Here is a 24231-nt window from a genome sequence, read left to right on the forward strand (position 1 = left end):
ATTGGAGAGAGAGCTTAGTCATCGGCACCATGTTCAGTATAAAAGTCCTGTAACCGAATCAAAAGCGGTGAAAATCCTATTGATTACGGTCGTGTATGCTTTTTTGATTTTATTTTTACTCATACCGCTGATCGCCGTGTTTTCAAAGGCATTTGAGAAAGGGTGGGGTTCATACCTTCTGGCCATCTCACATCCAGATACACTCGCGGCGATCAAATTGACCGTTTTCATTGTCGTCGTCACCTTGCCGCTTCAAATGATCTTTGGGGTGAGTGCTGCATGGCTTATCACAAAATTTAATTTCCGCGGAAAACGTTTGTTAACGACTGTGATTGATCTCCCGTTTGCTGTTTCGCCTGTGATTGCTGGACTTGTATTTGTGCTTTTATTTGGTTCAAACGGGCTTTTAGGACCTTGGCTTATGACGAATGGATGGAAAGTCATTTATTCTGTACCAGGCATGATCCTAGCTACCATATTCGTTACATTTCCGTTTATTGCTAGAGAATTAATCCCATTTATGCAGCATGAAGGCATTCATGAGGAGGAAGCATCGCTCACACTTGGTGCAAACGGATGGAAGACTTTTTTCTTTGTGACACTGCCGAATATCAAATGGGCTCTTTTTTACGGTGTTATTTTAGCCGGGGCAAGAGCGATTGGTGAATTTGGTGCCGTGTCGGTTGTATCAGGTCATATTCGAGGGATGACCAATACGATGCCGCTTCATATCGAAATTTTATACAATGAGTACCAATTTCAAGCCGCTTTTGCTGTGGCGTCTCTCATGGCGTTTGTGGCAGTCATTACTTTAATCATTAAGCAAATCATTCAGCAGAGGGATCATCGGCTTGGCAAGCGGTCAACATAAATGGAGGGATCGGTCTTGGGAATTACCGCAAAACAAATATCAAAACAATTTGGTCAGACAAAGGTTTTGCAAAACGTGGATTTATCGATAAGAAATGGGGAATTGATCTCTTTATTAGGACCGTCTGGCTCTGGAAAGACGACGTTATTAAGAATCATTGCAGGTCTTGATTACGCCAATAACGGGCAGATTTTATTCGGAGATCAGGATTACACACACATTCCAGTACGAAAACGGCAGATCGGTTTTGTGTTTCAGCAATATGCGCTTTTTCGAAATATGACGGTTTTTGATAATGTGGCATATGGACTGAAAATTAAACCTAGAGGAGAAAGACTGCCTAAAAAAGACATCAAAGAGCGGGTACATGAGCTTTTAGAGGTTGTTCAGCTTACGCAGTATGAGCAGCGGTATCCAGAGCAGCTGTCAGGCGGACAAAAGCAGCGTGTAGCACTGGCGCGTGCACTTGCCGTTCAGCCGAAGGCACTTCTGCTGGATGAACCCTTTGGCGCACTTGATACAAAGGTGAGGAAAGAATTAAGGCATTGGCTGAAAAAAGTCCATCGTGACTTTCAAATGACCACCATTTTTGTGACACATGATCAAGAAGAAGCATTCGATATTGCTGATCGTGTTGTGGTGATGAATGAAGGAAGAATCGAAAAAATTGGCACAAAGGAAGAAATGGCAGTACAGACAGACAATCTATTTGTATCTGAATTTTTAGATATAGGAAGCCACATTTAACAAGCAGTATAGAAGATTAGAAGGAAGAGACGCGGTGATCACTGCGTCTTTTTTTATTTAAATTTCCCTAGGGACATTGACTTATAATTTTGAATATTATAATATCTTTACAAAGGTAACAGCATTGAACATTTTTCAGAACGCATAATTGTAAGCGCTTTATAAAAGGTTCTATTTAAAAATGTTCTTTCTTTTTGTTACATGTGTTCATATTTATACCAAATGAAAGGAGTGGTTGTTTGAACAGCTTGTTTGAGTTAGATGAACAACTGATTAAGCTGCAGTTCGAAGCATCTTCGAGAGAGGAGGTGACCACATATTTAGCAGGGCGGTTAGAAGCTGGAGGGTACATTAAATCGAGCTTTTTACCAGCAGTGCTTGAAAGAGAAAAAACATATCCTACAGGCCTTCCACTTGCAGCCTTTGGGGTAGCGATTCCGCATACAGATCCTGAGCATGTGAACAAACCAGCGATTAGTGTAGCTACTTTAAAGGAACCTGTCATTTTTCATAAGATGGGAAGCCCTGATGAAACAGTGCAGGCCAAAATTGTGTTTGTCCTAGCAATCTCTGAGCCTAGCAAACAGCTTGTGATGCTGGAGAAGCTGATGACACTTTTTAGAAAAGAAGAAGTGATGACAAAGCTCTCACACATGACATCTTATGAAGAAGCGGTTGACGTGCTTCAGCAAGAACTAAACCAATAGCCATTCACGAAAATATGTAAGCGCTTTATCTGAAAAATTCAGGAGGTGGATGTATGATCAAGCAAGCCGTCGATTTTATATTAGACCTTGGACCAACTATTATGCTCCCGATTATTATGACGCTTTTCGGTATGATTTTAAGGCAGGGCTTTAAGAAATCCTTCAGGGCCGGTATTACGATAGGGATTGGATTTGTCGGTGTCAATCTTGTCATTAATTTGCTCGTGAGCGGTCTTGGGCCAGCAGCGAAAGCCATGGTTAATTCCCTTGGGCTAAAGCTCGATATTTTGGATGTTGGATGGCCGATTGGAGCTGCCATATCCTTTGGTACACCCGTTGCCCCGCTCATGATTCCTCTTGTGCTTTTATTAAATGTCATCTTATTGTCTGTAAACTTTACAAAAACGCTGAATGTGGATATTTGGAACTTCTGGCATTTGATTTTCGCAGCCTCTGTTACTTACTACGCTTATCATAATATGTTCTTGGCTCTTGCTGTTGGCTTGATTGTCTCTGCGATCACGCTAAAATTAGCCGATTGGACGGCGCCGACAATTGAACACCATTTCGGATTAAAAGGCGTATCGATGGCTCATGCTGAAACGGTCAACTTCGCCCCGCTGATGTATGCGTCCAACCGCATCATTGATAAGATCCCTGGTTTAAACAAAATTCATGCTGATCCAGAAACATTGAAGAAACGCTTTGGCATCTTTGGTGAACCGCTTGTGATGGGTCTCATACTTGGTATCATTATTGGTCTTCTCGGCGGCTATGATGCAAAAGGCGTGATGACGCTCGGTATTCAAATGGCGGCAGTTCTTGTCTTAATGCCAAGAATGGTTGCGCTATTAATGGAAGGACTCATTCCAATCTCTGAGGGCGCTCGTTCTTATATTCAAAAGCGTTTCCCAGGGAAAAATGTCTATATTGGTTTAGATACAGCGATTGTGATTGGTCATCCAGCGAATATGGCGGTAGCCCTTTTAATGGTGCCGATTACGATTTTGCTCGCAGTTGTTCTCCCTTACAATGGCATGCTCCCGTTTGCTGACTTATCGGTTCTGCCATTTACAGTTGTCTGGGCAGTAGCAGCCGCTCGTGGAAATATTATTCGCGGCCTTATTAACAGTATTTTTACATTAATGATTGTCTTCTTTATCGCAACGAACCTTGCTCCGCTTGCGACAACAATGGGGAAAGCAGTCGGCTTTGATTTCCCAGAAGGGGCAAACATGATTTCAGGTATTGACCTTGGTTCTCACGTCATTCCTTGGATCATGGTGAGACTTCTTGATCCGAGCAACCCTTACTTTATTGCAGCCATCATCTGTGCTCTGGCTTATGGGCTTCTATGGTACTGGGTGCGAAATGATATTAAAAAGCAGTATGCAAAAGAAATGGGCTTAGATCAGAAAGAACAATAAATGAGCTGGAGGGATTCTAATGGCGAAGAAAATATTAGTATCATGCGGAACGGCAGTTGCAACATCAACGGTTGTCGCTAAAAAGGTAGAAGAGACGTTAAAGGAAAAAGGATATGATGTCGTGGTGGAACAGTGTAAGGCATCTGAAGTCCCGCAAAAAGCAGAGGGTGCTGATTTAATCGTGACAACAACGCCTGTAAGTGATACAAAAGGGACACCTGTGATTCAAACATTATCCTTTTTAACTGGATTTGGTATTGAAGATGATATCGAGAAAATCATCGATCATATCAAGTAGAAGACTATTTCAAGGAGGAGCTTTCGGGCTCCTTCTAGTGATCTGAAGGAGGAAGTCTTATGCAGCATCACGCTTATAGCCGAACGTCTGCAGTGTTGTCTATTTTTCTTCCGGCTGTGCTCATTTGTCTGTTTTTTCTCTGGTCTCTTTATACGTTATGGTCAGCAGGACCTGAGCCGTTAGCTGTGTTAGGCGTTTATACACTGCCTATTCTCATGCTGTCTAGTATCACAGGACTGAACCAGCCGACAAGCGTCATCATTAGTGAAGATCAACTGAAGATAGGGGCTTTTGGCAGATGGCACACATATGCAGTTTCTGATATTAAAGGAAAGCTATTTTTGAAGCCTTATCCTCATATCGGGAAAGTCTATGTCAGGGTGGGGCCATCTCGTATATTCGGAGGGCGTTACTGGATATCCAGCGAGATGAGTGAGTACAAGCAGCTTGTTCAAACGTTACAGGATTTTGCGAAGGGTGATGAAAAGGAGGATGCCGCTACATGAAATCAGCTGTCTTTTATTCTTCAGAGGACATTCGGTATGAGGAGCGGAACCGGCCAGTCATCGGTGATGATGAAGTTTTGTTAAAGCTGCGAGCCTGCGGCTTATGTGGAACGGATATTTACAAAGCAACACATGAGACAGTACCTCCTGGGACAGTGCTGGGGCATGAAATCGCTGGTGATATTGTCGAGACCGGCACACGCGTGACAAATGTCCAAACGGGAGACAGGGTCTATGTGGCACATCATGTGCCTTGTTTCACCTGTGACTTTTGTCAAAAGGAATTTTATACGATGTGTCCGCAGTTTACAGCCACAAATGTAGAGCCGGGCGGGTTTTCAGAATATATCCGTGTACCTGCTTTGCATGTCAAGCACACGATGGGCAAGCTTCCAAAAGACGTATCGTATGAGCAAGGGGCGATGGTAGAACCGGTTGCTTGCTGCCTGCACGGGTTTGAACGAGCACCTGTTCATCCAGGAGATTCCGTTTTGATCCTTGGAGCGGGGCAAATTGGCTGTATTCAATTGCAGCTCGTCAAATATTATTTGGCTGGGAAAGTGATGATAACAGACGTGAATGAGAACAGGCTGCTGCAAGCGAGGAGTTTAGGTGCAGACATCGCTTTTCATCCAGCAGCTGAGCCAGTGGAAAACCGGGTGATGAAAGAAACTGATGGTAAGGGAGCAGACCTCGTTATTATTTCTGTTGGGAGCAGTGCGCTTTTAAAAGAGGCGTTTCAAGCTGTAGCGCGAGGCGGGACGATTTTGGTGTTTGCTCATTTTCCAAAGGGAGATGTGGCCATTCCTGCTGAACGATTTTTCAATGATGAAGTGAAGGTAGTAGGAGCCTATTCATCGCATCCATATCATTATCGTGAAGCCCTTGAGCTTCTGAAAGCAAAAGTGGTCAACACTGAAAAGATGGTGACGCACCGTTATCCGTTAAGCCAGCTGCTTCAGGCGATAGAATGTGCAAGGCATCCTGAGGGTGAGAGCGTCAAAATCATGATGTATCCAGATGAATGAGTGTAGGAGATTAAAAGAGAAAGAGAAGTTCTTTGGAAAAGGGCTTTGCCTTTCTCTTTTTTTCTGACAAAAGATGAAAACGCTTAAAAATGAGAGAGAATTGCTTGACTTCGCTGACACTTAAACGTATGATAATTACAAATGTAACATATAAGAACAAATGTAAAGGGGAGAGAAGAAATGCAAAAACAAATCACTTTGCCTGAACAGATTAGTCATGAGAAGTTAGCAGATTTATATAAACAAATGTGGTTAGTGAGATATTTTGATGAAAAGGTCGATCAATTCTTTGCAAAAGGACTTATCCATGGCACCACTCATTTATGTGTTGGGCAGGAAGCGTCAGCTGTTGGATCGATTGCCGTATTAAAAGATAAAGATAAGATCGTCAGCACACACCGAGGACATGGTCACTGTATTGCAAAAGGGGCCGAGGTCAATAAAATGATGGCTGAATTGTTTGGACGTGAAACCGGCTATTGTAAAGGAAAAGGCGGCTCCATGCATATCGCGGACTTAGAAAAAGGAAACCTTGGGGCAAATGGAATCGTTGGCGGCGGTATCCCGCTGGCAACAGGTGCAGCGCTCACATCTAAAATGAAGCAGGAAGGCTTTGTTGTTCTTTGTTTCTTCGGAGATGGTGCCACAAATGAAGGCAGCTTCCATGAAGCTTTAAACCTCGCATCCATTTGGGATTTACCGGTTGTGTTTATTTGTGAAAACAACCAGTACGGTATGTCTGGTCCTGTGAAAGAAATGATCAACATTGAAGATATTTCAACAAGAGCAGAAAGCTACGGAATGCCAGGGAAAACAGTTGATGGAAATGACATGGTTGAAATTATGAACACAGTTGATGAAGCAGTCAGCCGTGCGAGAGCGGGAGAAGGCCCATCACTTATTGAAATGAAAACGTACCGCTGGAAGGGTCACTCTAAGAGTGATGCGAAAAAATACCGTACACGTGAAGAAGAGACAGAGTGGAGACAAAAAGACGGCATCAAACGCTTTAAGTCTCTCTTGATTGAACTGAATGTTTTGACAGAAGAGCAGGCAGCAAGCTTACAGGAAGAAGCGAAGCAGGAAATTGAAGCGTCTGTAGAATTCGCCAAAAACAGTAAAGAACCGTCAATCGACACACTATTAGAGGATGTATACGCCTAATTAGGAGGGGAATCACGTGACAAAAACAACAGTGAGAGAGATTTCATATTTAGAAGCCGTTCGAGAGGCTATGAGTCAGGAAATGAGAGAAAACCAAGATGTCTTCATTTTAGGTGAAGATATTGGCGTATATGGAGGTGCTTTTGGGGTCACGCGCGGCATGATTGAAGAATTTGGGCCAGAGCGCGTTCGCAATACACCTATCTCAGAGGCTGCCATCGCAGGTGGGGCAGTCGGAGCGGCTTTAACCGGTATGCGTCCGATTTTAGAACTTCAATTCTCTGACTTTATTACAATCGCAATGGATCAGCTTGTGAACCAAGCAGCCAAAACGCGATACATGTTTGGAGGAAAAGGGAAGGTGCCGCTCGTTGTAAGAACGCCAGCAGGATCGGGAACGGGTGCAGCGGCGCAGCACTCACAAAGCTTAGAAGCGTGGATGGCCCATATTCCAGGACTCAAAGTGGTTCAGCCTTCAACAGCCTATGATGCAAAAGGTCTTTTAAAAGCAGCGATGGATGATGACAACCCTGTCATTTTCTACGAGCACAAGCTTTTATATAAAACAATCGGTGAAGTGCCTGAAGAGCAATATTCAATTCCTCTAGGAAAAGCAGATGTGAAAAGAAGCGGGAAGGACGTCACGATTGTAGCAACAGCGATTATGGTACACAAAGCGTTAGAAGCGGCGAAGGAACTAGAAGCAGAGGGAATCGATGTTGAAATCATTGACCCAAGAACACTTGTCCCATTAGATGAAGAAACGATTATCGAATCTGTGAAGAAAACAGGTAAATGTATCGTGGTTCATGAAGCGGTAAAACGAGGCGGCTATGGCGGAGAGATTGCAAGCATGATAGCGGAAAGTGAAGCCTTTGACTACTTAGATGCTCCAATTAAACGACTTGGCGGTCTTGCGGTTCCAATACCATACAACCCGACGCTGGAAAAAGCGGTCATTCCACAAGTGCCAGATATTATTGAAGCAGCAAAAGAGCTTGTGCGCTCTTAAGTAAAGGGGAGAAGATCATGCCAAAAGAGATATTTATGCCGAAGCTAAGCAGTACGATGGAAGTCGGCACCTTGCTTCAATGGTTTAAAGAAGAAGGAGATTCGGTTGAAATCGGTGAGCCTCTTTTTGAAATTATGACAGACAAGATCAATATCGAGGTGGAAGCCTATGATGATGGTATTTTTCTAAAGAAATATTATGAAACCGATGATCAAATTCCGGTCAATGCTGTCATTGGATACATCGGAGAGGCAAATGAACAGGTGCCAAACGAACCGCCAGCACAATCAGATGAAGATTCACCAGGCAACAGCGAATCGTCTTCATCAGACACGGCTTCATCTAGTTCTACTGAAGCTCCAAAAACACCTAATGAAAAAGTGCGTGCCACACCTGCGGCGAGAAAAACGGCAAAGGATCATCATGTAGCGATTCATGAGGTATCTGGCACAGGACCTAAAGGCAGAGTTCAAAAGCGGGACGTCGAGGCGGCTGTCCACTCTAATGAGAAAGATCAGCGCGTGTCACCTCTAGCAGAGAAAGTGGCTGCTCGTGAAGGAATCGATTTAGCGAATGTTGCTGGATCTGGTGCGCACGGAAAAATTATGAAGAGTGATGTAACGGCAGCAGTTGCACAAACAGCAGAGTCTTCTCCAGCGAAAACACAAAAACTAGCTGGCATGAGAAAAGTGATTGCTGATAGGATGTCACAAAGTGCCTTTACAGCACCGCACGTGACATTAACAAGTGAAATCGATATGACAAAAGCGAAAGAAATACGCAAACAGCTATTGCCAGCGATTGAAAAAGAGACAGGCTACAGACTGTCGTTTACAGAAATTATCATTCATGCGGTCAGCAACGTACTCACGCGCCACCCGCAGATCAATATGACGTTTGAACAAAATGAGCTCCATTTCCATGATGATGTGCACATTGGTCTCGCTGTCGCTGTAAAAGATGGCTTAATGGTTCCAGTCATTTCTCATGCGAACCAAAAAGGGTTAAAACAGCTGACAAAAGAGGCGAAAGAAATCGGCCGAAGCGCACGTGACCAAAAACTGCTGCCAGACCAGCTGAAAGGGTCCACTTTTACCATTAGTAACTTAGGGGTGTATGCCATTGATACCTTTACCCCGATTATTAATCAGCCGGAAGTGGCGATCTTAGGGGTTGGGCGCATTCAAGAAAAAGCTGTTGTAGTAGATGGAGAAATTCAGGTGCGGCCGATGATGGGCGTTAGTTTATCGTTTGATCACCGAGTAGTAGATGGCGCACCAGCGGCTGCCTTTTTAACAGATCTTAAAAAAGTGCTTGAACAACCATTTGAATTGCTAATGTAGGAGATGAATCGGATGACGAAAACGTATGATCTGACAGTCATTGGCGGAGGGCCTGGCGGGTATACTGCCGCCCTTCAAGCAGCTGAGCGTGGACGGAAGGTCGCATTGATTGAAGAGGATTTTCTAGGCGGTACTTGTTTAAATCGGGGCTGTATTCCTTCAAAGACGCTGCTCAAACATGCAGAAGTTATTGAATCAATTGAGAAGGCGAAAAGCTGGGGAATTGAAACAGGTGATTTGGTCCTTTCCTTCGATAAAATGAGAAAGCGCAAAGATGACGTCATTGAAAAGCTCAGAGGCGGAATTGCCTTTTTATTAAAGCAAGGAAAGATTGATGTATATAACGGCAGAGGTACAGCTGTTGCAAAGCACCGGATTGAGATTGAAAAGCAAGATGGGGCAGAATCGATCGAAACGAAAGAACTCATCATTGCTACTGGATCTTCACCTGCCATTCCGCCAATACCGGGCCTTAAAGACATTCAATTTGACACAAGTGATACGATCTTTGACATTCCAGATATTCCGGCTTCTGTCGTCATCATTGGCGGCGGTGTCATTGGACTTGAGCTGGCTTGTATCTTCCAGAGTCTTCAATCAAAAGTCACGATTATCGAAGCGGCTCCGTCTATTATTCCGCAAGAGGATGAGGAAGCATCTAAGCTGCTAGAAAGAGAATTAAAGAAAAAAGGCATCCATATCGCGAAGAAAACCACTGTGACAGAGGTGACGGAAAGCGAAGGAGTCAAAGCGGTTCATGCATCAGACGATAAAGGAGAGACGCATATCTTTACGGCTGAAAGACTGCTTGTTTGTGTAGGAAGAAGACCTAGTGTATCTGCCGTCAGCCAGCTTGACCTTCAGCTGGATGGTCCTTTTATCAAAGTGAATGACAAGATGCAGACAAGTGTGGAAGGTGTCTATGCAGTTGGGGATGTCGCTGGCGGCTATCAGCTGGCTCACGCAGCGATGGCAGAGGCCGCTGTTGCGGTCAGTAATATTTGCGGTGTGTCTGAAAAAATGAATGCTGATATCATGCCTAGATGTATTTATACATTACCAGAGGTAGCAAGTGTTGGTCTGACTGAGAAAGAGGCAAAAGCCAAAGGACTTAACGTGCGGGCAGAACGATTTGATTTAGCGGCAAGCGGTAAAGCACTAGCGGCAGGCGAGCAAACAGGTTTTATTAAATTGGTATACGATACAGCCTATGGTGAAGTGATTGGTGCGACGATGGTTGGCCCGCACGTCACAGAGATGATTTCAGAAGCTTCCTCCTTTATGTATTTAGAAGGAACAGCAGAAGAGATGGCGAAAATGATTCATCCGCATCCGACCATCTCAGAAGGTTTTTATGAAGTAGCACTTGATATCGTGAGTAAGCTGAGAAAATAATGGCCAAACAAGGGATAGGGAGGAGATGCATGTGCACGTCCAGCTTCATCAGAAAGCGGCACTTGTGACAGGTAGCACAGATGGATTTGGAGAAGCCATCTGCCTGGCTTTAGCCCGGGCAGGTGCACATGTTTTTTTACACACGTTTCATGATGAGTCAAAGGCTAAAACCATTCGTGAAGACATTCAAAAAATGGGCGGTCAAGCGAGTATCATTCAGAACCCGTTGGAAACGCCGCGTGATGCCACACGGATGCTGAGGCAAGTGATTGATACATGCGGTAAACTGGATATTTTGGTCAATCAAGCAGAGCAAGGAGCGGACGCGGAACTTGATGACGTGAGCCCTGATGAGTGGGTGGGTGAAGTGGAATCGGCTGTGAATACCGTCTTTCTTTCCAGTCAGGCCGCCGTATGGCATATGGTTGATCAGAGGCAAGGCTGCATCATTAATATATCGTCATCAGGCAGTATCACAGGTGATGGCGGGATCTCGCATGCTACATCAAATTCTATGCTGAATGCCATGACAAAAGGGTTAGCGAGAGAATTTAAAGACAAAGGTATCCGGGTGCTTGCGCTGCTGCCGCCGCCTCTCCATTTGTTTCCTGATACAGAGCAAATCAAGGAGACTGTGGCCCATATGACGGTGTTCCTCAGTACCTCCTATGGTGCATTTACAGATGGCGTGGCGATTATGCTTGATGGGGGTGAGAGTGCTGGCTAATGTTCAAAAACCAGTTCTCATCGTTGGCGGAGCCCAAGGGATCGGAAAAGAAATTACTGAGCGATTTTTAAAAGAAGGGCACCAAGTCGCCGTGTCAGATATAGACGAAAAGGGACTTTCGCTCTTAAAGACACAGTATCCTCAGCTGCTGACTATTCAAGCTGACGTTTCATCGTGGGAAAGTGTTCAGCAAATGATATCAGCAGCTGAAAGGGAGCTGGGCGGTATTGCTCACCTTGTGTATTCAGCAGGAATGACAAAATCACTGCCTTTTTTAGAAGTCGATTTTTCACTTTGGAAAAAGACACTGGCTGTGAACTTATATGGTCTTTACTATTGCATCAAAGCGTTGGCACCCTATATGTGTGAGCGGCAGGAAGGCAGTGTTGTCATTATTGGATCGGGATCTGCAATCACCGGCTCAGGCGGCGGTATTCAATATTATGCATCAAAAGCAGGGGCTTTTGGATTGATGCGTTCGCTCGTAAAGGAACTAGGCTCGCATCAAATACGCATCAATGTGATTGCCCCCCGCGTAATTGAATCTCAAATGCTTGATACGCTCTATCCTACTGTAGAGGAGAAACGGCAGCTGCAATCACTCATTCCCATCGGAAGATTAGGAACACCTGAGGATATCGCAGGGCTCACTTTATTTCTCACACGTCGCGAGGGGAGCTATTTGCACGGACAAATGATCCTGTTAGACGGAGGGAGAACGTATCAGCCAAAATATACTGAGGGAAAAAGAGCGGAGAGTTAATCGCTCTTTTTGTCATTTTCATAACAATTGTTCCAATTGGAAACGAATGTTTGGTATACTGGTAATCATAGTATATTAAAAGGATGATGTCACATGCTGAATTGGGAAGAAAGACGACAGCTCGTCAAAGTTGCTCATCTTTATTATACAGACGGGTGGACGCAGCAGGAAATTGCAAAAAAGCTCAATGTCTCAAGACCAGTCATTTCAAAGCTCTTACAAAAAGCAAAAGATGTGGGAATCGTTGAAGTGTACATTAAAGACGAAAGCATTCATACGGTGGAACTTGAAAAGCAGCTAGAAACAACCTTTCAATTAACAGATGCGGTCGTTGTCCCAAGTGTCGGGACAATGTCTGAGATGGTGAAGCGGGCAGTCGGTCAAGCAGGCGCCTATTATTTGTCTAAAAACATGAAAGATGCGGAGAAAATCGGTATTTCATGGGGCACGACGCTTGCTGAACTTGTCAAAGAATATCCGTTTGAACGAAGAAACGATGTGAAGGTCATTCCTTTAGAGGGCGGAATGGGCAGGCAGGCGGTCGACATTCATGCCAATCAGCTGGCATATGAGCTGGCAAAGAAAATGAACGGCACGTGTTCCTATTTATATGCCCCTGCGATTTTAGAAACAGAAGAATTAAAAGAACGGCTTATGGCGATGCAGGACATAGAAGCTGTGCTTGAAGAAGGCAGAAATGTGGATATTGCCCTCATCGGTATTGGCAACCCGCATAAAGGGTCAACTTTAAAAACAGTCGGTTATTTAAAAGAAGAGGACTTATCTGGTTTAAGGCAATCAGGGGCTGTCGGTGATATTGGCTTTCGTTTCTTTGATGGAGAAGGAAAACCTGTCCAAGATGAACTGAATCAAAAGGTCATTGGCTTATCGCTGGAACAATTAAAGAGCGTCAAAACGGTCATCGCTGTTGTAGAAGGAACCCATAAAGCTGAGAGCATTTTAGGGGCTTTAAATGGCGGCTTCATCCAAGTACTGGTGACAGACGAACTAACGGCGGCAGCCATTTTAAAGGAAGCATCCGTTCAATAAAAGGCTGGCAGCGTTCGAATGGTATAACAAGAGCAACATCAAACGAGAAAGGAGCTGTGTATCTTGAAGAAAACCGAAATGGAAGCAAACCTACACTGTACTCGGTGCCAAGAAGAGACCCTCCACAGCATCGTTTATGTGAATGATCAGATGAAAAGCGTTGAGTGTACAGAGTGTCATCAAAAGATCAGTGTGCAAGTCGACATCATGAAGGAATTTTACAAGGAAGTATACGAGAAAATAGCGACAAAGCCAAAGCGGATCACGCAGGAATATAAGTCGAACCTGAATGGATTTATCTCAAGGCTCCCAATCCGCGTGCTTAGTAAGCCATACCGGCTGATGAGATATTTAAACGAATCATACAAAGTGATCAAACAATATAAAAAATGAAGCAGAGACCTTTTAGCGCTCTGCTTCAGCGTGTAGGCAAACCCTCGCATTTTTTGTCAGTCCTCCGTTCCTGTGCTCACGAATGTCACATTTTCTCCGCTCCGGTACTCGTCTTTCCTAGACTACAAAGGTTTTCTATTACGCTGAGAAGAAGGAAAAAAAGCAGAGCACTGATTAGTGCTCTGCTTTTTTTTGTGCTTTTTTCATATAATAATAAATAGGCAGTCCAGCCATCCCGATCAGCATGGAGATCAGGCAGCTTTTCCAATCGGTGATCATGGTGCTGATTAAAACGAATAATGAACCGATAATCGCAATGATCGGTGTCAGCGGGTAAAGTGGTACACTGTAAGCACGCTTCATTCCGCTGTTTTGTTTTCTCAGCTTAAAGACGGCGAAAAAGGCCATCACATAAAAGATATAGATCATGAAAATCGAGACCTCAGACAGCTTCTCTGGATTACTGACGATCATAAACACAATGGCGATCAAAATTTGCACAAATACAGCGATCCAAGGTGTTTTAAACGTTGGGTGAATCCGCGAAATCGCATTGGCGAAAGGAATCTGCTTTCGTTCTGCCATCGCAAAAATCACACGTGGGAATGAAAGAATCTTGCCGTTCAAACAGCCAAAGATGCTGATGATGATCCCAATACTAATGATTTTCCCGCCAATTGGTCCAAAGAGCATGGTAGCAGCAGTGCTTGTCGCATTTTCACCTAACTGGACGATTTGATCAGCTGGCAGCACGTGCAAAAGTGCGACATTAATAAAGAGATAACAAGCCGTCACGATTAAAATTCCGCCTGCCATCGCGCGAGGCAGCAGTTTCTCAGGGTTTTTCATTTCTCCCCCAAGCGCCGCAAGTAAAATCCAGCCATCATAGGCAAACAGCGTAGCCAAAATCGCTGCACCGAAGTTCATTTGAGCGATACTATCGTTGACGGTCATCAAGATGTTTTCGTTACCTTTCCATATGCCAAACCCAATAATAGCGGCAATTGGGACAAGCTTTCCGATAGTGGTCAGCCCCTGAACAAATCCGCCGTATTTTGTTCCCATGATGTTAATGATACATAAAAATAAAACGGTGATAATGCCGATCGTTGTAGACCATAAAGTCGAAAGAGAAAATAAATTGGCTAATAATGAACCAAAATAAAGACCAAGTGCACCAATGATGGCGGGTCCGTAAATAATAATCTGCACCCAGCCGCATAAGTAGCCCCAAAATTCACCATACACTTCTTCAAGATAGGCGTACAAACCGCCGGTTCTCGGGATTTGTGTACCAATTTCAGCGACAGTCAGTCCGCCTGCAAGGGTTAAGATTCCACCTAACAGCCAAGCGAATAATGCGATGTCTGAGCTTCCTGAATAGGAAAGGACGTTGCCTGGCTTCATAAAGACGCCTGACCCAATAATGGTCCCGATGACAAGAGATAGGGCGAAAAATAAGCCGATGTCTTGTTTTAACGCTGGTTGTTCTTTGTTCATTACACACGACCTCCTGCATCACTTTCGTACGTTACTGTGACATGTATTTTGTTCATTGTAATACGATTTTAGGAAAACAAGAATTAAAAAAATTTTCTGATTTTCGTATTTGTATTTAAAAGTGTTCGTTTATTGGAGATATTAGGGTAAATGTTGTATTAAAAACGAACAATGAAAGTTTATTTTTGATTTAATGTTAATTTAATGGCCGGAAACCGAACATCCAGTAAACGTGCAGCCAAATGGTTGACTTTTCTTGAAAAATGAACTATTTTATTCATAAGGATATTATCTCGAATTCGAGATAATTTAAAATAGGAGTGAAAATAATGAAAATCAATGGGATTCACCACGTATCTGCGTTAACAGCCAATGCTCAGAAAAATGTTGATTTCTACCGCCAAATCCTTGGCTTGAAACTTGTAAAGAAAACAGTCAATCAGGATGACCCGTCTATGTATCATTTGTTTTATGGAGATGAGGTCGCTTCACCAGGAACAGAGCTTACATTCTTTGAAATTCCAATGCTTGCCCGCCGTTTGGAAGGGACGAATGCGATCACAAGCACAGGTCTTCTCGTTTCTTCTGAAGAGGCACTCACGTTTTGGGAAAAGCGGTTTGAAGATAAAGGCGTGCAGCAAGAAACAGCTTCTTTGAGAGGCGGAAGACCTGCTTTGCGTTTTAAAGACCCAGAAGGGCAGCAGCTGTTTTTAACAGTAGAACCGAATACGCAAGAGGCAGGCTCACCGCCAGTGCATGACGATATTCCGGCAGAGTTTGCGATTAGAGGTTTAGGTCCAGTTGAATTAACCGTTGCAGAAGCTGACAAGACGATCCGTGTTTTAACGGACATCCTTGGTTTCACTGAAAGAGCACGTGAACAATCAAATAATGGTGAGATCGTGACCATTTTTGAGTCAGGAAATGGAGGTGCTGGAACAGAAATTCATGTGATCGAAAAAACAGAAGGGCCTTCTGAACGTTCCGGCAGAGGAAGTGTGCATCACGTCGCATTTCGCGTGAAGGATGCAGAGGAGCTTGAAAAATGGTATGAAAAAATCTCAAAAGCAGGCTTTACGAACTCTGGTGTTGTAGAACGCTTTTACTTTAAAGCTCTTTACTTTAGAGAGCCAAATGGTATTTTATTTGAAATTTCAACAGATGGCCCTGGGTTTACAGTGGATGAAGGGGTGGACGAACTTGGTGATCAATTAGCCCTTCCTCCGTTCCTAGAGCATAAACGAGCAGAAATTGAACAAAGATTAACGCCAATTCAGTCGTCATAAAAAAAGCAGCTCATCAACTGAGCTGTTTTTTTATTAGGAACTGACCTGCTTAGATTCAGATTGTGTTAATGTGACCTGCTTTGTTTCTTGTTTTCCGTTTCGAATGAGGGTGATGCTCACGGTGTCCCCTACTTTTGCATTCGTGTATAGCTCATGACGTAATTCACTGCCAGTTTTGATTTGTTTCCCATTGATGCCGGTAATGACATCCTCTGACTTTAAGCCAGCTTTGGCGGCAGGTGAACCTGCGGCGATATCTTTGACGTACACGCCTTTATCGAGCTGACTGGTTTTGAGTCCGAGAGTTTCTTTCTGATACACATCTGGAACTTGTTCGAGATCCAGCATGCTGATGCCGATATATGGACGTTCAATTTTTCCTTTTGCGAGAAGCTGATCAGCAATTGGTTTGACATCATTGATTGGCAGTGCGAACCCAATGCCTTCAACACCTGTTTCAGATATTTTCATACTTGTGATCCCCACAACCTTTCCGTCTGTCGTCAGAAGCGGGCCGCCGCTGTTACCTGGGTTAATGGCTGCATCTGTTTGAATGACATTAATGCTGCTTTCGCCTGCTGATGTGTTCATAGAGACTGTTCGGTCGACGCCGCTGACAATTCCTTGTGTCACCGTTCTTGAAAGATCTTCACCAAGCGGGTTTCCGATTGCAATGACGGTTTCTCCAGCACGCAGTGAGGAGGAATTGCCTAATACCGCAACCTTTGTCACATGACTGCTGCTAATTTCCACAACGGCTAAGTCAGTGAGCGGATCAGCTCCAACCAGTTTTCCTTCAATGGTTTTGCCATCGTGTAAGGATACGGTTAGTTTGTTTGCCCCTTCAATGACGTGGTTGTTTGTTAAGACATAGGCTTTATTGCCTGATTTTTTGAAAATGACTCCTGAGCCTGTACCGGTTTTTTCCTCTTGACTGCTTTTGTTTTGCGGTAATTCATCAAAAGGCGTATTGAAATCGCCAAAGCTCGTGTCTGTTTGAGTTTGCGCTTGGTAGTTTGTAATGCCGACAATAGCTGGTGATACATTTTCGACCATGCTGGAGATGCTGCTTGATGAATTTGATGTTTGGACGGCTGTTGTTTTTGACGAATTTGTGTGATTTGTCGATACTGCTTCTGTTTTTGCTGCCGAATCATTTGCGGTGCTGTCTGATGAATGCTGAGCATATGGCGTAAGAACGTAGACACCTAACGCTAATGTACCGCCTACAACACCGCTGACAAATGGCTTAAACCAGCCGTTTGGCTTTTTCTGTTTTTGAGGTTGTTCAATTGTTTGTTTGTCATCTTTGTGCTGTGTCATTTCAATCACTCTCTTTCAATGATTTTTTCATGTATGTGTTTGGGTGTTTTACCGTATGTGGTGGGGACTGACTTTATCGTATGAAAAAAGTGTGGGATAAAAATGAAAACATTGTGGGAAATTGTTAAAATAAGTAGTGAATCTAAGCAAGATAGAGGAGATTAAACTGTGGAGACAATTGGAATCATTGGATATGGAAGTATGGCTGATATGATGGTGCAAAAGTGGCTGGAAAATGGGGTGCTGGATGCTCATCAAATCATGATCCATACAAGAAGTGAAACGGAGCGCCTTCATCAGCTCAAAGAAAAGCACCAAGAAATCAACATTTGTTCATTAGAGGAACTATCTGCGTCATGTGATATATTGTTTGTCTGCGTGCCGCCGCTTGCTGTACTAAATGTTCTGGATCAGCTGCCTTCTAAAGGGAGAGCGGTACATATTGTGTCAGTAGCAGCAGCTGTAACATTAGAAAAGTTACAGGCGCATACAACACAGCCAGTATCCAGATACATCCCAACGCTCACGTCAGCTGTTGGGACAGGCGTATCCCTTGTTGCGCATGGTGCAGCCGCAGGACGTGAGGACAAGGAGCGCTTGCACCGGCTGCTTTCAGCTTTTAGTATCGTCAGGGAGGTAGAGGAAGACCGATTTGATGCGGCGAGCAATTTGACAAGCTCATCTCCTGGTTTTATCGCTGCTCTTTTTGAAGAAATGGCGAAAGCGGCTGTGAGAAATAGTGATCTTTCCTTAGAGGAAGCGAATGAATTTTTAACGTATGCCCTTTTAGGAACTGGCCAGGTTCTCGTAGAACGAGGCCTAACCTTTGCTGAAACTGTCGATAGAGTGGCGACAAAAGGGGGAATTACAGGAGAAGGTGCTGAGGTCATTCAACAGCAGGCACCTCAGATGTTTGATGATTTATTTACACAAACCATAAAGAAATATGAACAGCTGAAATCTCAGATCAACGAAGCGGATAAACACCACTAAAGACATAGTTAGTGGTGTTTTATTTGTTAAAAAAATCCTTTCTAAAAAAGTCTTTTGACCTGTATTATCTAAGTCTAAACTCCTTATTTTCGGACATTGTATTGAAAAATCAATCAAGTTCTCATATAATTTTTTAGAAAATTTAGAAAAATATACACAAATTTTATGTTTAATTAAAGGGGGATGGGAATGAAGCTCTATCTATCTGTCGATATGGAGGGAATTACTGGTCTAGCTGATCATACATTTGTTGATTCACAACAGCATAACTACGAGCGTGGCAGACGCATTATGACCGGTGAAGTGAACGCCTGTGTAGAGGCGCTTGTCCAGCATGGTGCCACAGACATTTTGGTGAATGACAGTCATTCTAAAATGAATAATCTTTTGATCGAAGAGCTGCATGAAGAGGCAGTTCTCATATCAGGTGACGTAAAGCCTTATTCAATGGTGCAAGGATTGGATCAAACCTATGATGCAGCTGTTTTTTTAGGCTATCATGCAAGGGCATCAATGAAAGGTGTGATGTCACACAGTATGATTTTTGGGGTCAGACATTTTTACATAAATGATCATCCAATTGGCGAAATGGGCTTTAATGCGTATGTTGCAGGCTACTATGGTGTGCCGGTGATTCTTGTTTGCGGAGATGATCAAGCAGCACGTGAGGCAGAAAAGCTGATGCCTGGTGTGAAAACAGTGGCAGTGAAAGAGACCATCTCAAGATCTGCTGTGAAATGCTTATCTCCAGCCAAAGTCAATAAACAAATCTCACAGCAAGTGGAAGCCGCGATGAAACAGATTGATCAAATGAAGCCGCTGACGCCTCCTGATCAGCCGCTGCTTAAGATTGAGTTTGCCAATTATGGACAAGCTGAATGGGCGAATTTAATGCCGGGTACTGCCATCATAGAAGGAACAACGACGGTGACGTACCAAGCAGACAATATATTAGAAGCCTATCAAGCGATGCTTGTCATGACAGAGCTTGCCGCACGTACAACATTTTGTTAAGCGAGGGGGAGACAGCAGATGGCCAGCTTTTTGCTCAAGCGTTTTATTGCGATGATTGCTACGATCTTAACGATTACGACTTTAACGTTTATTTTAATGAAGGTCATCCCAGGATCGCCTTTCAATGAAGAACGAAATACAAACGAAACCGTCCAGCGAAACCTCGAAAGCTACTATCACTTAGACGAACCACTCTATGTTCAATATGTCATCTATTTAAAATCCATTGTTACCTTTGATTTTGGTCCTTCCATTAAAAAGCCTTCTGAAAGTGTCAATGATCTATTGGCGAGAGGCTTCCCAGTCTCATTAGAACTTGGTCTTATCTCAATATTGATTGCTGTTATCTCTGGCATCCTGCTAGGGGTTATGGCTGCCCTCCGGCATAATGGTTTGATTGATTACATCGCCATGACGATTGCTGTATTCGGTATATCCATTCCAAACTTTATCTTTGCTACCTTATTAATTCAGCAGCTTGCTGTCAATTTGCAGCTCTTTCCTACAGCGATGTGGACAAGTCCAATGCATATGGTGCTGCCTACAATCGCCCTTGCTGTCAGCCCAATGGCCATTATCGCCAGGTTAACGAGATCGAGCATGATTGAAGTGCTGTCGCAAGACTATATCCGTACGGCCAAAGCAAAAGGACTTTCTCCCTTTAAAATTGTATTTAAACATGCGCTTCGGAATGCACTTTTACCCGTTGTAACTATTCTTGGAACACTTGTCGCAAGTATTTTAACAGGAAGTTTTGTCATTGAAAAAATATTTGCCATTCCTGGAATGGGAAAATACTTTGTCGAGAGTATTAACAACCGTGATTATCCTGTCATCATGGGAACCACTGTTTTTTACAGCATTATTTTAATCACACTTCTCTTCATTGTCGATGTGGCGTATCGTCTTCTTGATCCAAGGATTCAGCTGCATCAGAAAGGAGGAAAGGCATGAGTATACACCTTCAGCATGATCCATCGAACAGGCATCCTGAAGTGCCGGACGAATGGTTTTCTCCACGAGAGCAAAAGAAAAAGGAAGCCCATGCCATTAAAAGACCCTCTCTTTCCTATTGGGCAGATACATGGAGGAGGCTGAAGCAAAATAAGCTTGCGATGTTTAGCCTATCGGTTCTGATTTTTCTTTTTGTCATGGCAGTCTTAGGCCCATTGCTTGCGCCAAATAGTGTGACAGAGCAGCGTCTTTCGATGCAAAATCTGCCGCCCTCGGCTGCTCACTGGTTTGGAACAGATGAGCTTGGACGAGATGTGTTCACACGTACTTGGTACGGAGCCCGTATTTCATTATTTGTGGGTGTCATGGCAGCCTTGGTTGATTTTGCCATCGGTGTAATTTATGGGGGCATAGCCGGCTATAAGGGAGGCAAATACGACCATGTCATGATGCGGATTGTCGAGGTGCTCTACGGACTTCCTTATTTACTCGTCGTCATTTTATTGATGGTGCTGATGGGGCCAGGGCTTGTCACCATTATTGTAGCGCTCACTGTCACCGGATGGATTGGAATGGCAAGAATTGTGAGAGGTCAGGTTCTTCAGCTGAAAAGCCAGGAATATGTCCTTGCCTCAAAGACCTTTGGTGCCAAAAGCCTGCGGATCATTCGCCGCAACCTGCTTCCGAATACGATGGGGCCGATTATCGTCCAAATGACCCTGACTGTACCGACCGCGATATTTGCTGAAGCATTCCTAAGCTTTCTTGGTTTAGGTATTCAAGCGCCGTTTGCAAGCTGGGGCGTGATGGCTAATGACGCTTTGCCGACTGTGCTGTCAGACAATGGACATTGGTGGCGTTTATTTTTCCCGGCATTTTTTATTTCACTCACGATGTTTTGCTTTAACAATTTAGGTGATGGCTTGCAAGATGCGCTTGATCCAAAGATGAAGAGGTGAAGCGCTTTGAAAAAAGTTCTACAAATTATCGATCTGCACGTCAGTTTTCGGACATACGGCGGTTCAGTTCAAGCAGTACGCGGAGTGAATGTCGATGTATATGAAAAAGAAACCCTCGCCATTGTGGGAGAATCAGGCTGCGGAAAAAGTGTGACATCACAAAGCATTATGAGGCTTCTGCCTGCATACAGCGCGCAAGTCGATCAGGGAGAAATCTGGTTTCAAGACCGCAACTTGCTGTCATTATCCGAGAAAGAAATGCGCGCCATACGAGGTGTCGATATTTCGATGATCTTCCAAGATCCGATGACAGCACTCAACCCAACCTTGACAATAGGAGATCAGCTGATGGAGGCGGCGAAGGAGCATCAAAAGCTGACGAAAAAAGAAGTGAAAGAAGCCGCCATACAGATGCTTGATTTGGTTGGTATTCCGCAGCCGAAGGAGAGATTAAAGCAATACCCGCACCAATTCAGCGGGGGAATGAGGCAGCGGCTTATGATTGCCATGGCACTGATTTGTGAGCCAAAGGTGCTGATCGCAGATGAACCGACGACGGCGCTGGATGTGACCATACAGGCACAAATTTTAGAACTGTTTAAAGAGATTCAGAGGAAAACAGGGGTTACCATTATCTTAATCACACACGACTTAGGGGTCGTAGCCCAAGTTGCCGACCGGGTAGCAGTCATGTACGGAGGGAAAATGGTTGAAACCGGAACAAGGCAAGATATTTTTTACAGTCCGCAGCATCCTTATACAAAAGGGCTCCTGCAATCCGTTCCAAGACTTGATATGAAAGATGAACTGATTCCGATTGAAGGAAGCCCGCCTGATTTATTTGCACCGCCAAAGGGCTGTCCGTATACCGATCGCTGCCCGGCTGCCATGAAAGTGTGCGATCATATCATGCCGCACGAAACGCAGCGGTCACCTACTCATACAGTGCATTGCTGGCTCCAGGATGGGCGAGCGAACCAAGCGATGTTATCTTCAACACAAAGGGGGAGTTTTTGATGAGGAAAAAAGGGTGGATCATTAGTGTTTGTTTGTTCATCATCATGCTGCTCGTAGGATGTACAGCCAATGAGCAAGCAGGTAAAGGATCATCGAGCAACAAGAATGAAAAGAAAGTATTAACCTTAAATAACGAAAACGAACCGACGTCATTTGACCCGCCGATTGGTTTTAATAATGTATCGTGGCAAGGTCTGAATAACTTAATGGAGGGATTAACAAGACTGAATGAAAAGCACGAACCATCTCCTGCAATGGCGGAAAAATGGGAAATTTCAGAGGATGGAAAAACGTACACATTTCATTTAAGAGACGGCATCAAGTGGTCGAATGGTGATCCAGTGAAAGCGAGTGACTTTGAATATGCGTGGAAGCGTCTGCTTGATCCGAAAACAGGCTCTTCTGCATCGTTCTTAGCTTACATGATTGAAGGCGGAGAGGCATTTAACAGCGGAAAAGGAAAGAAAGAGGATGTAAAAGTCAGTGCTGAAAATGACAAAACGCTAAAGGTCACACTGGCATACCCGCAGAAATCGTTCTTAAATATGACCGCAAACCCTGCCTTTTTCCCTGTCAATGAGAAGGTAGCAGAGAAGAATCCAAACTGGGCAAAGGATGCCAAAACCTTTGTTGGGAATGGACCGTTTCAGCTGACAGAATGGAAGCATGATGAGAGCTTCACTATGGAAAAAAGTGAGACGTATTGGGACAAAAAATCAGTCAAGCTGGATCAGGTAAAGTGGCTGATGATCAGCGATCGAAACACTGATTATCAAATGTATCAATCGGGAGACTTAGATACTGCCTTCGTCCCAGCAGAACAAAGTGAAAATTTGCTGAAAAATAAAGATGTACAAATTGAAGATCAGGCTGGACTGTTCTTTTATCGTCTGAATGTGAATATGGAACCTTTTCAAAATAAGAACATTCGCAAAGCCTTTCAAATGGCGATCAACCCGCAAGATATCGTGGATTATGTAACGAAGAATAAAGAAAAGCCAGCCCGCGCCTTCGTTTCGCCGGGGATTCTAGATTCAAAGGGTGAGGATTTCAGAGAAGCTGGCGGCGATCTTGTCAAACAAGATACGAGTGAAGCTGCGAAGCTATTAGAAAAAGGACTGAAAGAAGAGAACTATTCAAAGCTGCCGCCCGTCACATTAACATATAGCACAAAGCCTGAGAACAAGAAAAAAGCTGAAGCCATCCAGCAGCAATTAAAAGAAGCGCTTGGTGTGGACGTGAAGCTTGCAAACATGGAAGCCAATGTATTTGCAGAAGATCAAAAGGCGCTGAAATTTCAATTCTCGCAAAGTTCATTTTTAGCAGACTATGCAGATCCGATCAATTTCCTAGAGAGCTTCCAAACAGGGAATGCGATGAACCGGACTGGATGGTCAAACGACACCTATGATCAGCTGATTAAAAAGGCGAGCCAGGAAGCAGATGAACAAAAAAGAAACAGCATCCTTCATGATGCAGAGGCACTTCTCATTGAAGAAGCACCGATCATTCCAATTCATTTTTATAACCAAGTTCATTTGCAAAAAGAGGGCGTGAAGGGAATTGTCCGCCACCCTGTTGGGTATATCGATTTGAAATGGGCACAAGTAGATGGAGAGTAATTGAAGGGAATGAGGGATACGGACGCTTTGAACAAAAGCGTCTCAGCGCGCGGACAAACCCTCGCATTCTTTGTCAGTCCTGCGCTTCGGTGCTCACGAATGTCAAATTCGCTCCGCTCCGATGCTCGTCCT

The 24231-nt window shown here is 44.0% G+C and carries 24 protein-coding genes; 22 read left to right on the top strand and 2 right to left on the bottom strand.

All coding sequences use genetic code 11. The features are described from left to right. The first annotated feature begins 1 nt into the window (after position 1). The 15 genes from cysW to AWT60_RS03545 all read left to right on the top strand — a co-directional run bounded on the left by cysW (position 2) and on the right by AWT60_RS03545 (position 13431). Positions 2-871 (top strand): sulfate ABC transporter permease subunit CysW, encoded by an 870-nt coding sequence (gene cysW / locus AWT60_RS03475; protein WP_076840906.1) that lies wholly within the window; start codon positions 2-4, stop codon positions 869-871. A 15-nt stretch (positions 872-886) separates the two neighbouring features. Further along, positions 887-1618: a sulfate/molybdate ABC transporter ATP-binding protein gene (locus tag AWT60_RS03480; protein WP_052468195.1), complete on the top strand. Its 732-nt coding sequence runs from the start codon at positions 887-889 to the stop codon at positions 1616-1618. A gap of 239 nt (positions 1619-1857) precedes the next feature. Continuing rightward, entirely contained in the window at positions 1858-2325 is a 468-nt protein-coding gene (locus AWT60_RS03485; RefSeq protein WP_024424952.1) for a PTS sugar transporter subunit IIA, read from the top strand. A gap of 53 nt (positions 2326-2378) precedes the next feature. Then, complete coding sequence (locus AWT60_RS03490; protein ID WP_041105932.1) at positions 2379-3752, top strand: PTS galactitol transporter subunit IIC; 1374 nt, start codon at positions 2379-2381, stop codon at positions 3750-3752. Between the two features lie 19 nt (positions 3753-3771). After that, a complete protein-coding gene (locus tag AWT60_RS03495) occupies positions 3772-4050 on the top strand; it encodes a PTS sugar transporter subunit IIB (protein ID WP_003212259.1) in 279 nt (92 codons plus the stop codon). Positions 4051-4109: 59 nt separating this feature from the next. Next, a complete protein-coding gene (locus tag AWT60_RS03500; protein WP_076840909.1) occupies positions 4110-4556 on the top strand; it encodes a hypothetical protein in 447 nt (148 codons plus the stop codon). Continuing rightward, positions 4553-5584, top strand: coding sequence for an alcohol dehydrogenase catalytic domain-containing protein (locus tag AWT60_RS03505; RefSeq protein ID WP_218676903.1), 1032 nt, complete (start codon positions 4553-4555; stop codon positions 5582-5584). The genes AWT60_RS03500 and AWT60_RS03505 overlap by 4 nt, the downstream gene beginning before the upstream one ends. A 180-nt stretch (positions 5585-5764) precedes the next feature. Then, the gene (gene pdhA, locus AWT60_RS03510; protein WP_039177954.1) at positions 5765-6748 is read left to right on the top strand and encodes a pyruvate dehydrogenase (acetyl-transferring) E1 component subunit alpha; all 984 of its coding nucleotides are present in this window, start codon (positions 5765-5767) and stop codon (positions 6746-6748) included. 31 nt (positions 6749-6779) lie between these two features. Continuing rightward, positions 6780-7760 (top strand): alpha-ketoacid dehydrogenase subunit beta, encoded by a 981-nt coding sequence (locus tag AWT60_RS03515; RefSeq protein WP_034281944.1) that lies wholly within the window; start codon positions 6780-6782, stop codon positions 7758-7760. Positions 7761-7777: 17 nt separating this feature from the next. Continuing rightward, complete coding sequence (locus AWT60_RS03520) at positions 7778-9103, top strand: dihydrolipoamide acetyltransferase family protein (RefSeq protein WP_218676904.1); 1326 nt, start codon at positions 7778-7780, stop codon at positions 9101-9103. 12 nt (positions 9104-9115) lie between these two features. Then, entirely contained in the window at positions 9116-10498 is a 1383-nt protein-coding gene (gene lpdA, locus AWT60_RS03525) for a dihydrolipoyl dehydrogenase (RefSeq protein ID WP_087975561.1), read from the top strand. A 25-nt stretch (positions 10499-10523) separates the two neighbouring features. Then, positions 10524-11225 carry an SDR family NAD(P)-dependent oxidoreductase gene (locus AWT60_RS03530; protein WP_229137058.1) on the top strand — a complete coding sequence of 234 codons (702 nt, stop codon included), beginning with the start codon at positions 10524-10526 and terminating at the stop codon, positions 11223-11225. Next, positions 11203-11988 carry an SDR family NAD(P)-dependent oxidoreductase gene (locus tag AWT60_RS03535; protein ID WP_087975559.1) on the top strand — a complete coding sequence of 262 codons (786 nt, stop codon included), beginning with the start codon at positions 11203-11205 and terminating at the stop codon, positions 11986-11988. The genes AWT60_RS03530 and AWT60_RS03535 overlap by 23 nt, the downstream gene beginning before the upstream one ends. 93 nt (positions 11989-12081) lie before the next feature. Next, complete coding sequence (locus tag AWT60_RS03540; protein ID WP_024426787.1) at positions 12082-13038, top strand: sugar-binding transcriptional regulator; 957 nt, start codon at positions 12082-12084, stop codon at positions 13036-13038. A 63-nt stretch (positions 13039-13101) separates the two neighbouring features. Further along, entirely contained in the window at positions 13102-13431 is a 330-nt protein-coding gene (locus tag AWT60_RS03545; RefSeq protein ID WP_024426788.1) for a hypothetical protein, read from the top strand. Positions 13432-13605: 174 nt separating this feature from the next. On the opposite strand, the gene AWT60_RS03550 is transcribed toward AWT60_RS03545, so the two are convergent. Continuing rightward, entirely contained in the window at positions 13606-14931 is a 1326-nt protein-coding gene (locus AWT60_RS03550) for an APC family permease (protein WP_041105947.1), read from the bottom strand. Positions 14932-15260: 329 nt separating this feature from the next. On the opposite strand from AWT60_RS03550, the gene AWT60_RS03555 reads away from it, so the two are divergent. After that, positions 15261-16217, top strand: coding sequence for a ring-cleaving dioxygenase (locus AWT60_RS03555; RefSeq protein WP_202739148.1), 957 nt, complete (start codon positions 15261-15263; stop codon positions 16215-16217). Positions 16218-16250: 33 nt separating this feature from the next. Here the strand turns inward: AWT60_RS03555 and AWT60_RS03560 are convergent, their stop codons facing one another. Beyond that, a complete protein-coding gene (locus AWT60_RS03560; protein WP_218676905.1) occupies positions 16251-17540 on the bottom strand; it encodes a S1C family serine protease in 1290 nt (429 codons plus the stop codon). A gap of 168 nt (positions 17541-17708) precedes the next feature. Between AWT60_RS03560 and proG the strand changes: the two genes are divergently transcribed. The 6 genes from proG (at position 17709) to AWT60_RS03590 (ending at position 24099) form a co-directional block, all read left to right on the top strand. Then, positions 17709-18533 carry a pyrroline-5-carboxylate reductase ProG gene (gene proG, locus AWT60_RS03565; protein ID WP_218676906.1) on the top strand — a complete coding sequence of 275 codons (825 nt, stop codon included), beginning with the start codon at positions 17709-17711 and terminating at the stop codon, positions 18531-18533. 189 nt (positions 18534-18722) lie between these two features. Beyond that, positions 18723-19547 carry a M55 family metallopeptidase gene (locus AWT60_RS03570; RefSeq protein ID WP_076840920.1) on the top strand — a complete coding sequence of 275 codons (825 nt, stop codon included), beginning with the start codon at positions 18723-18725 and terminating at the stop codon, positions 19545-19547. Positions 19548-19565: 18 nt separating this feature from the next. After that, the gene (locus AWT60_RS03575) at positions 19566-20501 is read left to right on the top strand and encodes an ABC transporter permease (RefSeq protein ID WP_041105958.1); all 936 of its coding nucleotides are present in this window, start codon (positions 19566-19568) and stop codon (positions 20499-20501) included. Then, complete coding sequence (locus tag AWT60_RS03580; protein WP_218676907.1) at positions 20498-21460, top strand: ABC transporter permease; 963 nt, start codon at positions 20498-20500, stop codon at positions 21458-21460. The genes AWT60_RS03575 and AWT60_RS03580 overlap by 4 nt, the downstream gene beginning before the upstream one ends. 6 nt (positions 21461-21466) lie before the next feature. Next, the gene (locus tag AWT60_RS03585) at positions 21467-22477 is read left to right on the top strand and encodes an ABC transporter ATP-binding protein (protein ID WP_024426795.1); all 1011 of its coding nucleotides are present in this window, start codon (positions 21467-21469) and stop codon (positions 22475-22477) included. Beyond that, positions 22477-24099, top strand: a complete 1623-nt coding sequence (locus AWT60_RS03590) for a peptide ABC transporter substrate-binding protein (RefSeq protein WP_024426796.1) — start codon at positions 22477-22479, stop codon at positions 24097-24099. The genes AWT60_RS03585 and AWT60_RS03590 overlap by 1 nt, the downstream gene beginning before the upstream one ends. Positions 24100-24231: the final 132 nt, after the last annotated feature.

It is taken from the genome of Bacillus sp. F2HM (assembly GCF_019266135.1).
In the GTDB taxonomy this organism is placed as follows: Bacteria; Bacillota; Bacilli; order Bacillales; family Bacillaceae; genus Bacillus; species Bacillus safensis.

Coding starts and splice junctions, on each gene's coding strand:
- AWT60_RS03490 (WP_041105932.1), top strand. CDS start 2,379: ATGATCAAGCAAGCCGTCGATTTTATATTAGACCTTGGACCAACTATT.
- AWT60_RS03495 (WP_003212259.1), top strand. CDS start 3,772: ATGGCGAAGAAAATATTAGTATCATGCGGAACGGCAGTTGCAACATCA.
- AWT60_RS03500 (WP_076840909.1), top strand. CDS start 4,110: ATGCAGCATCACGCTTATAGCCGAACGTCTGCAGTGTTGTCTATTTTT.
- AWT60_RS03505 (WP_218676903.1), top strand. CDS start 4,553: ATGAAATCAGCTGTCTTTTATTCTTCAGAGGACATTCGGTATGAGGAG.
- pdhA (WP_039177954.1), top strand. CDS start 5,765: ATGCAAAAACAAATCACTTTGCCTGAACAGATTAGTCATGAGAAGTTA.
- AWT60_RS03520 (WP_218676904.1), top strand. CDS start 7,778: ATGCCAAAAGAGATATTTATGCCGAAGCTAAGCAGTACGATGGAAGTC.
- lpdA (WP_087975561.1), top strand. CDS start 9,116: ATGACGAAAACGTATGATCTGACAGTCATTGGCGGAGGGCCTGGCGGG.
- AWT60_RS03530 (WP_229137058.1), top strand. CDS start 10,524: ATGCATGTGCACGTCCAGCTTCATCAGAAAGCGGCACTTGTGACAGGT.
- AWT60_RS03535 (WP_087975559.1), top strand. CDS start 11,203: ATGGGGGTGAGAGTGCTGGCTAATGTTCAAAAACCAGTTCTCATCGTT.
- AWT60_RS03540 (WP_024426787.1), top strand. CDS start 12,082: ATGCTGAATTGGGAAGAAAGACGACAGCTCGTCAAAGTTGCTCATCTT.
- AWT60_RS03550 (WP_041105947.1), bottom strand. CDS start 14,931: ATGAACAAAGAACAACCAGCGTTAAAACAAGACATCGGCTTATTTTTC.
- AWT60_RS03555 (WP_202739148.1), top strand. CDS start 15,261: ATGAAAATCAATGGGATTCACCACGTATCTGCGTTAACAGCCAATGCT.
- AWT60_RS03560 (WP_218676905.1), bottom strand. CDS start 17,540: ATGACACAGCACAAAGATGACAAACAAACAATTGAACAACCTCAAAAA.
- AWT60_RS03570 (WP_076840920.1), top strand. CDS start 18,723: ATGAAGCTCTATCTATCTGTCGATATGGAGGGAATTACTGGTCTAGCT.
- AWT60_RS03575 (WP_041105958.1), top strand. CDS start 19,566: ATGGCCAGCTTTTTGCTCAAGCGTTTTATTGCGATGATTGCTACGATC.
- AWT60_RS03580 (WP_218676907.1), top strand. CDS start 20,498: ATGAGTATACACCTTCAGCATGATCCATCGAACAGGCATCCTGAAGTG.
- AWT60_RS03590 (WP_024426796.1), top strand. CDS start 22,477: ATGAGGAAAAAAGGGTGGATCATTAGTGTTTGTTTGTTCATCATCATG.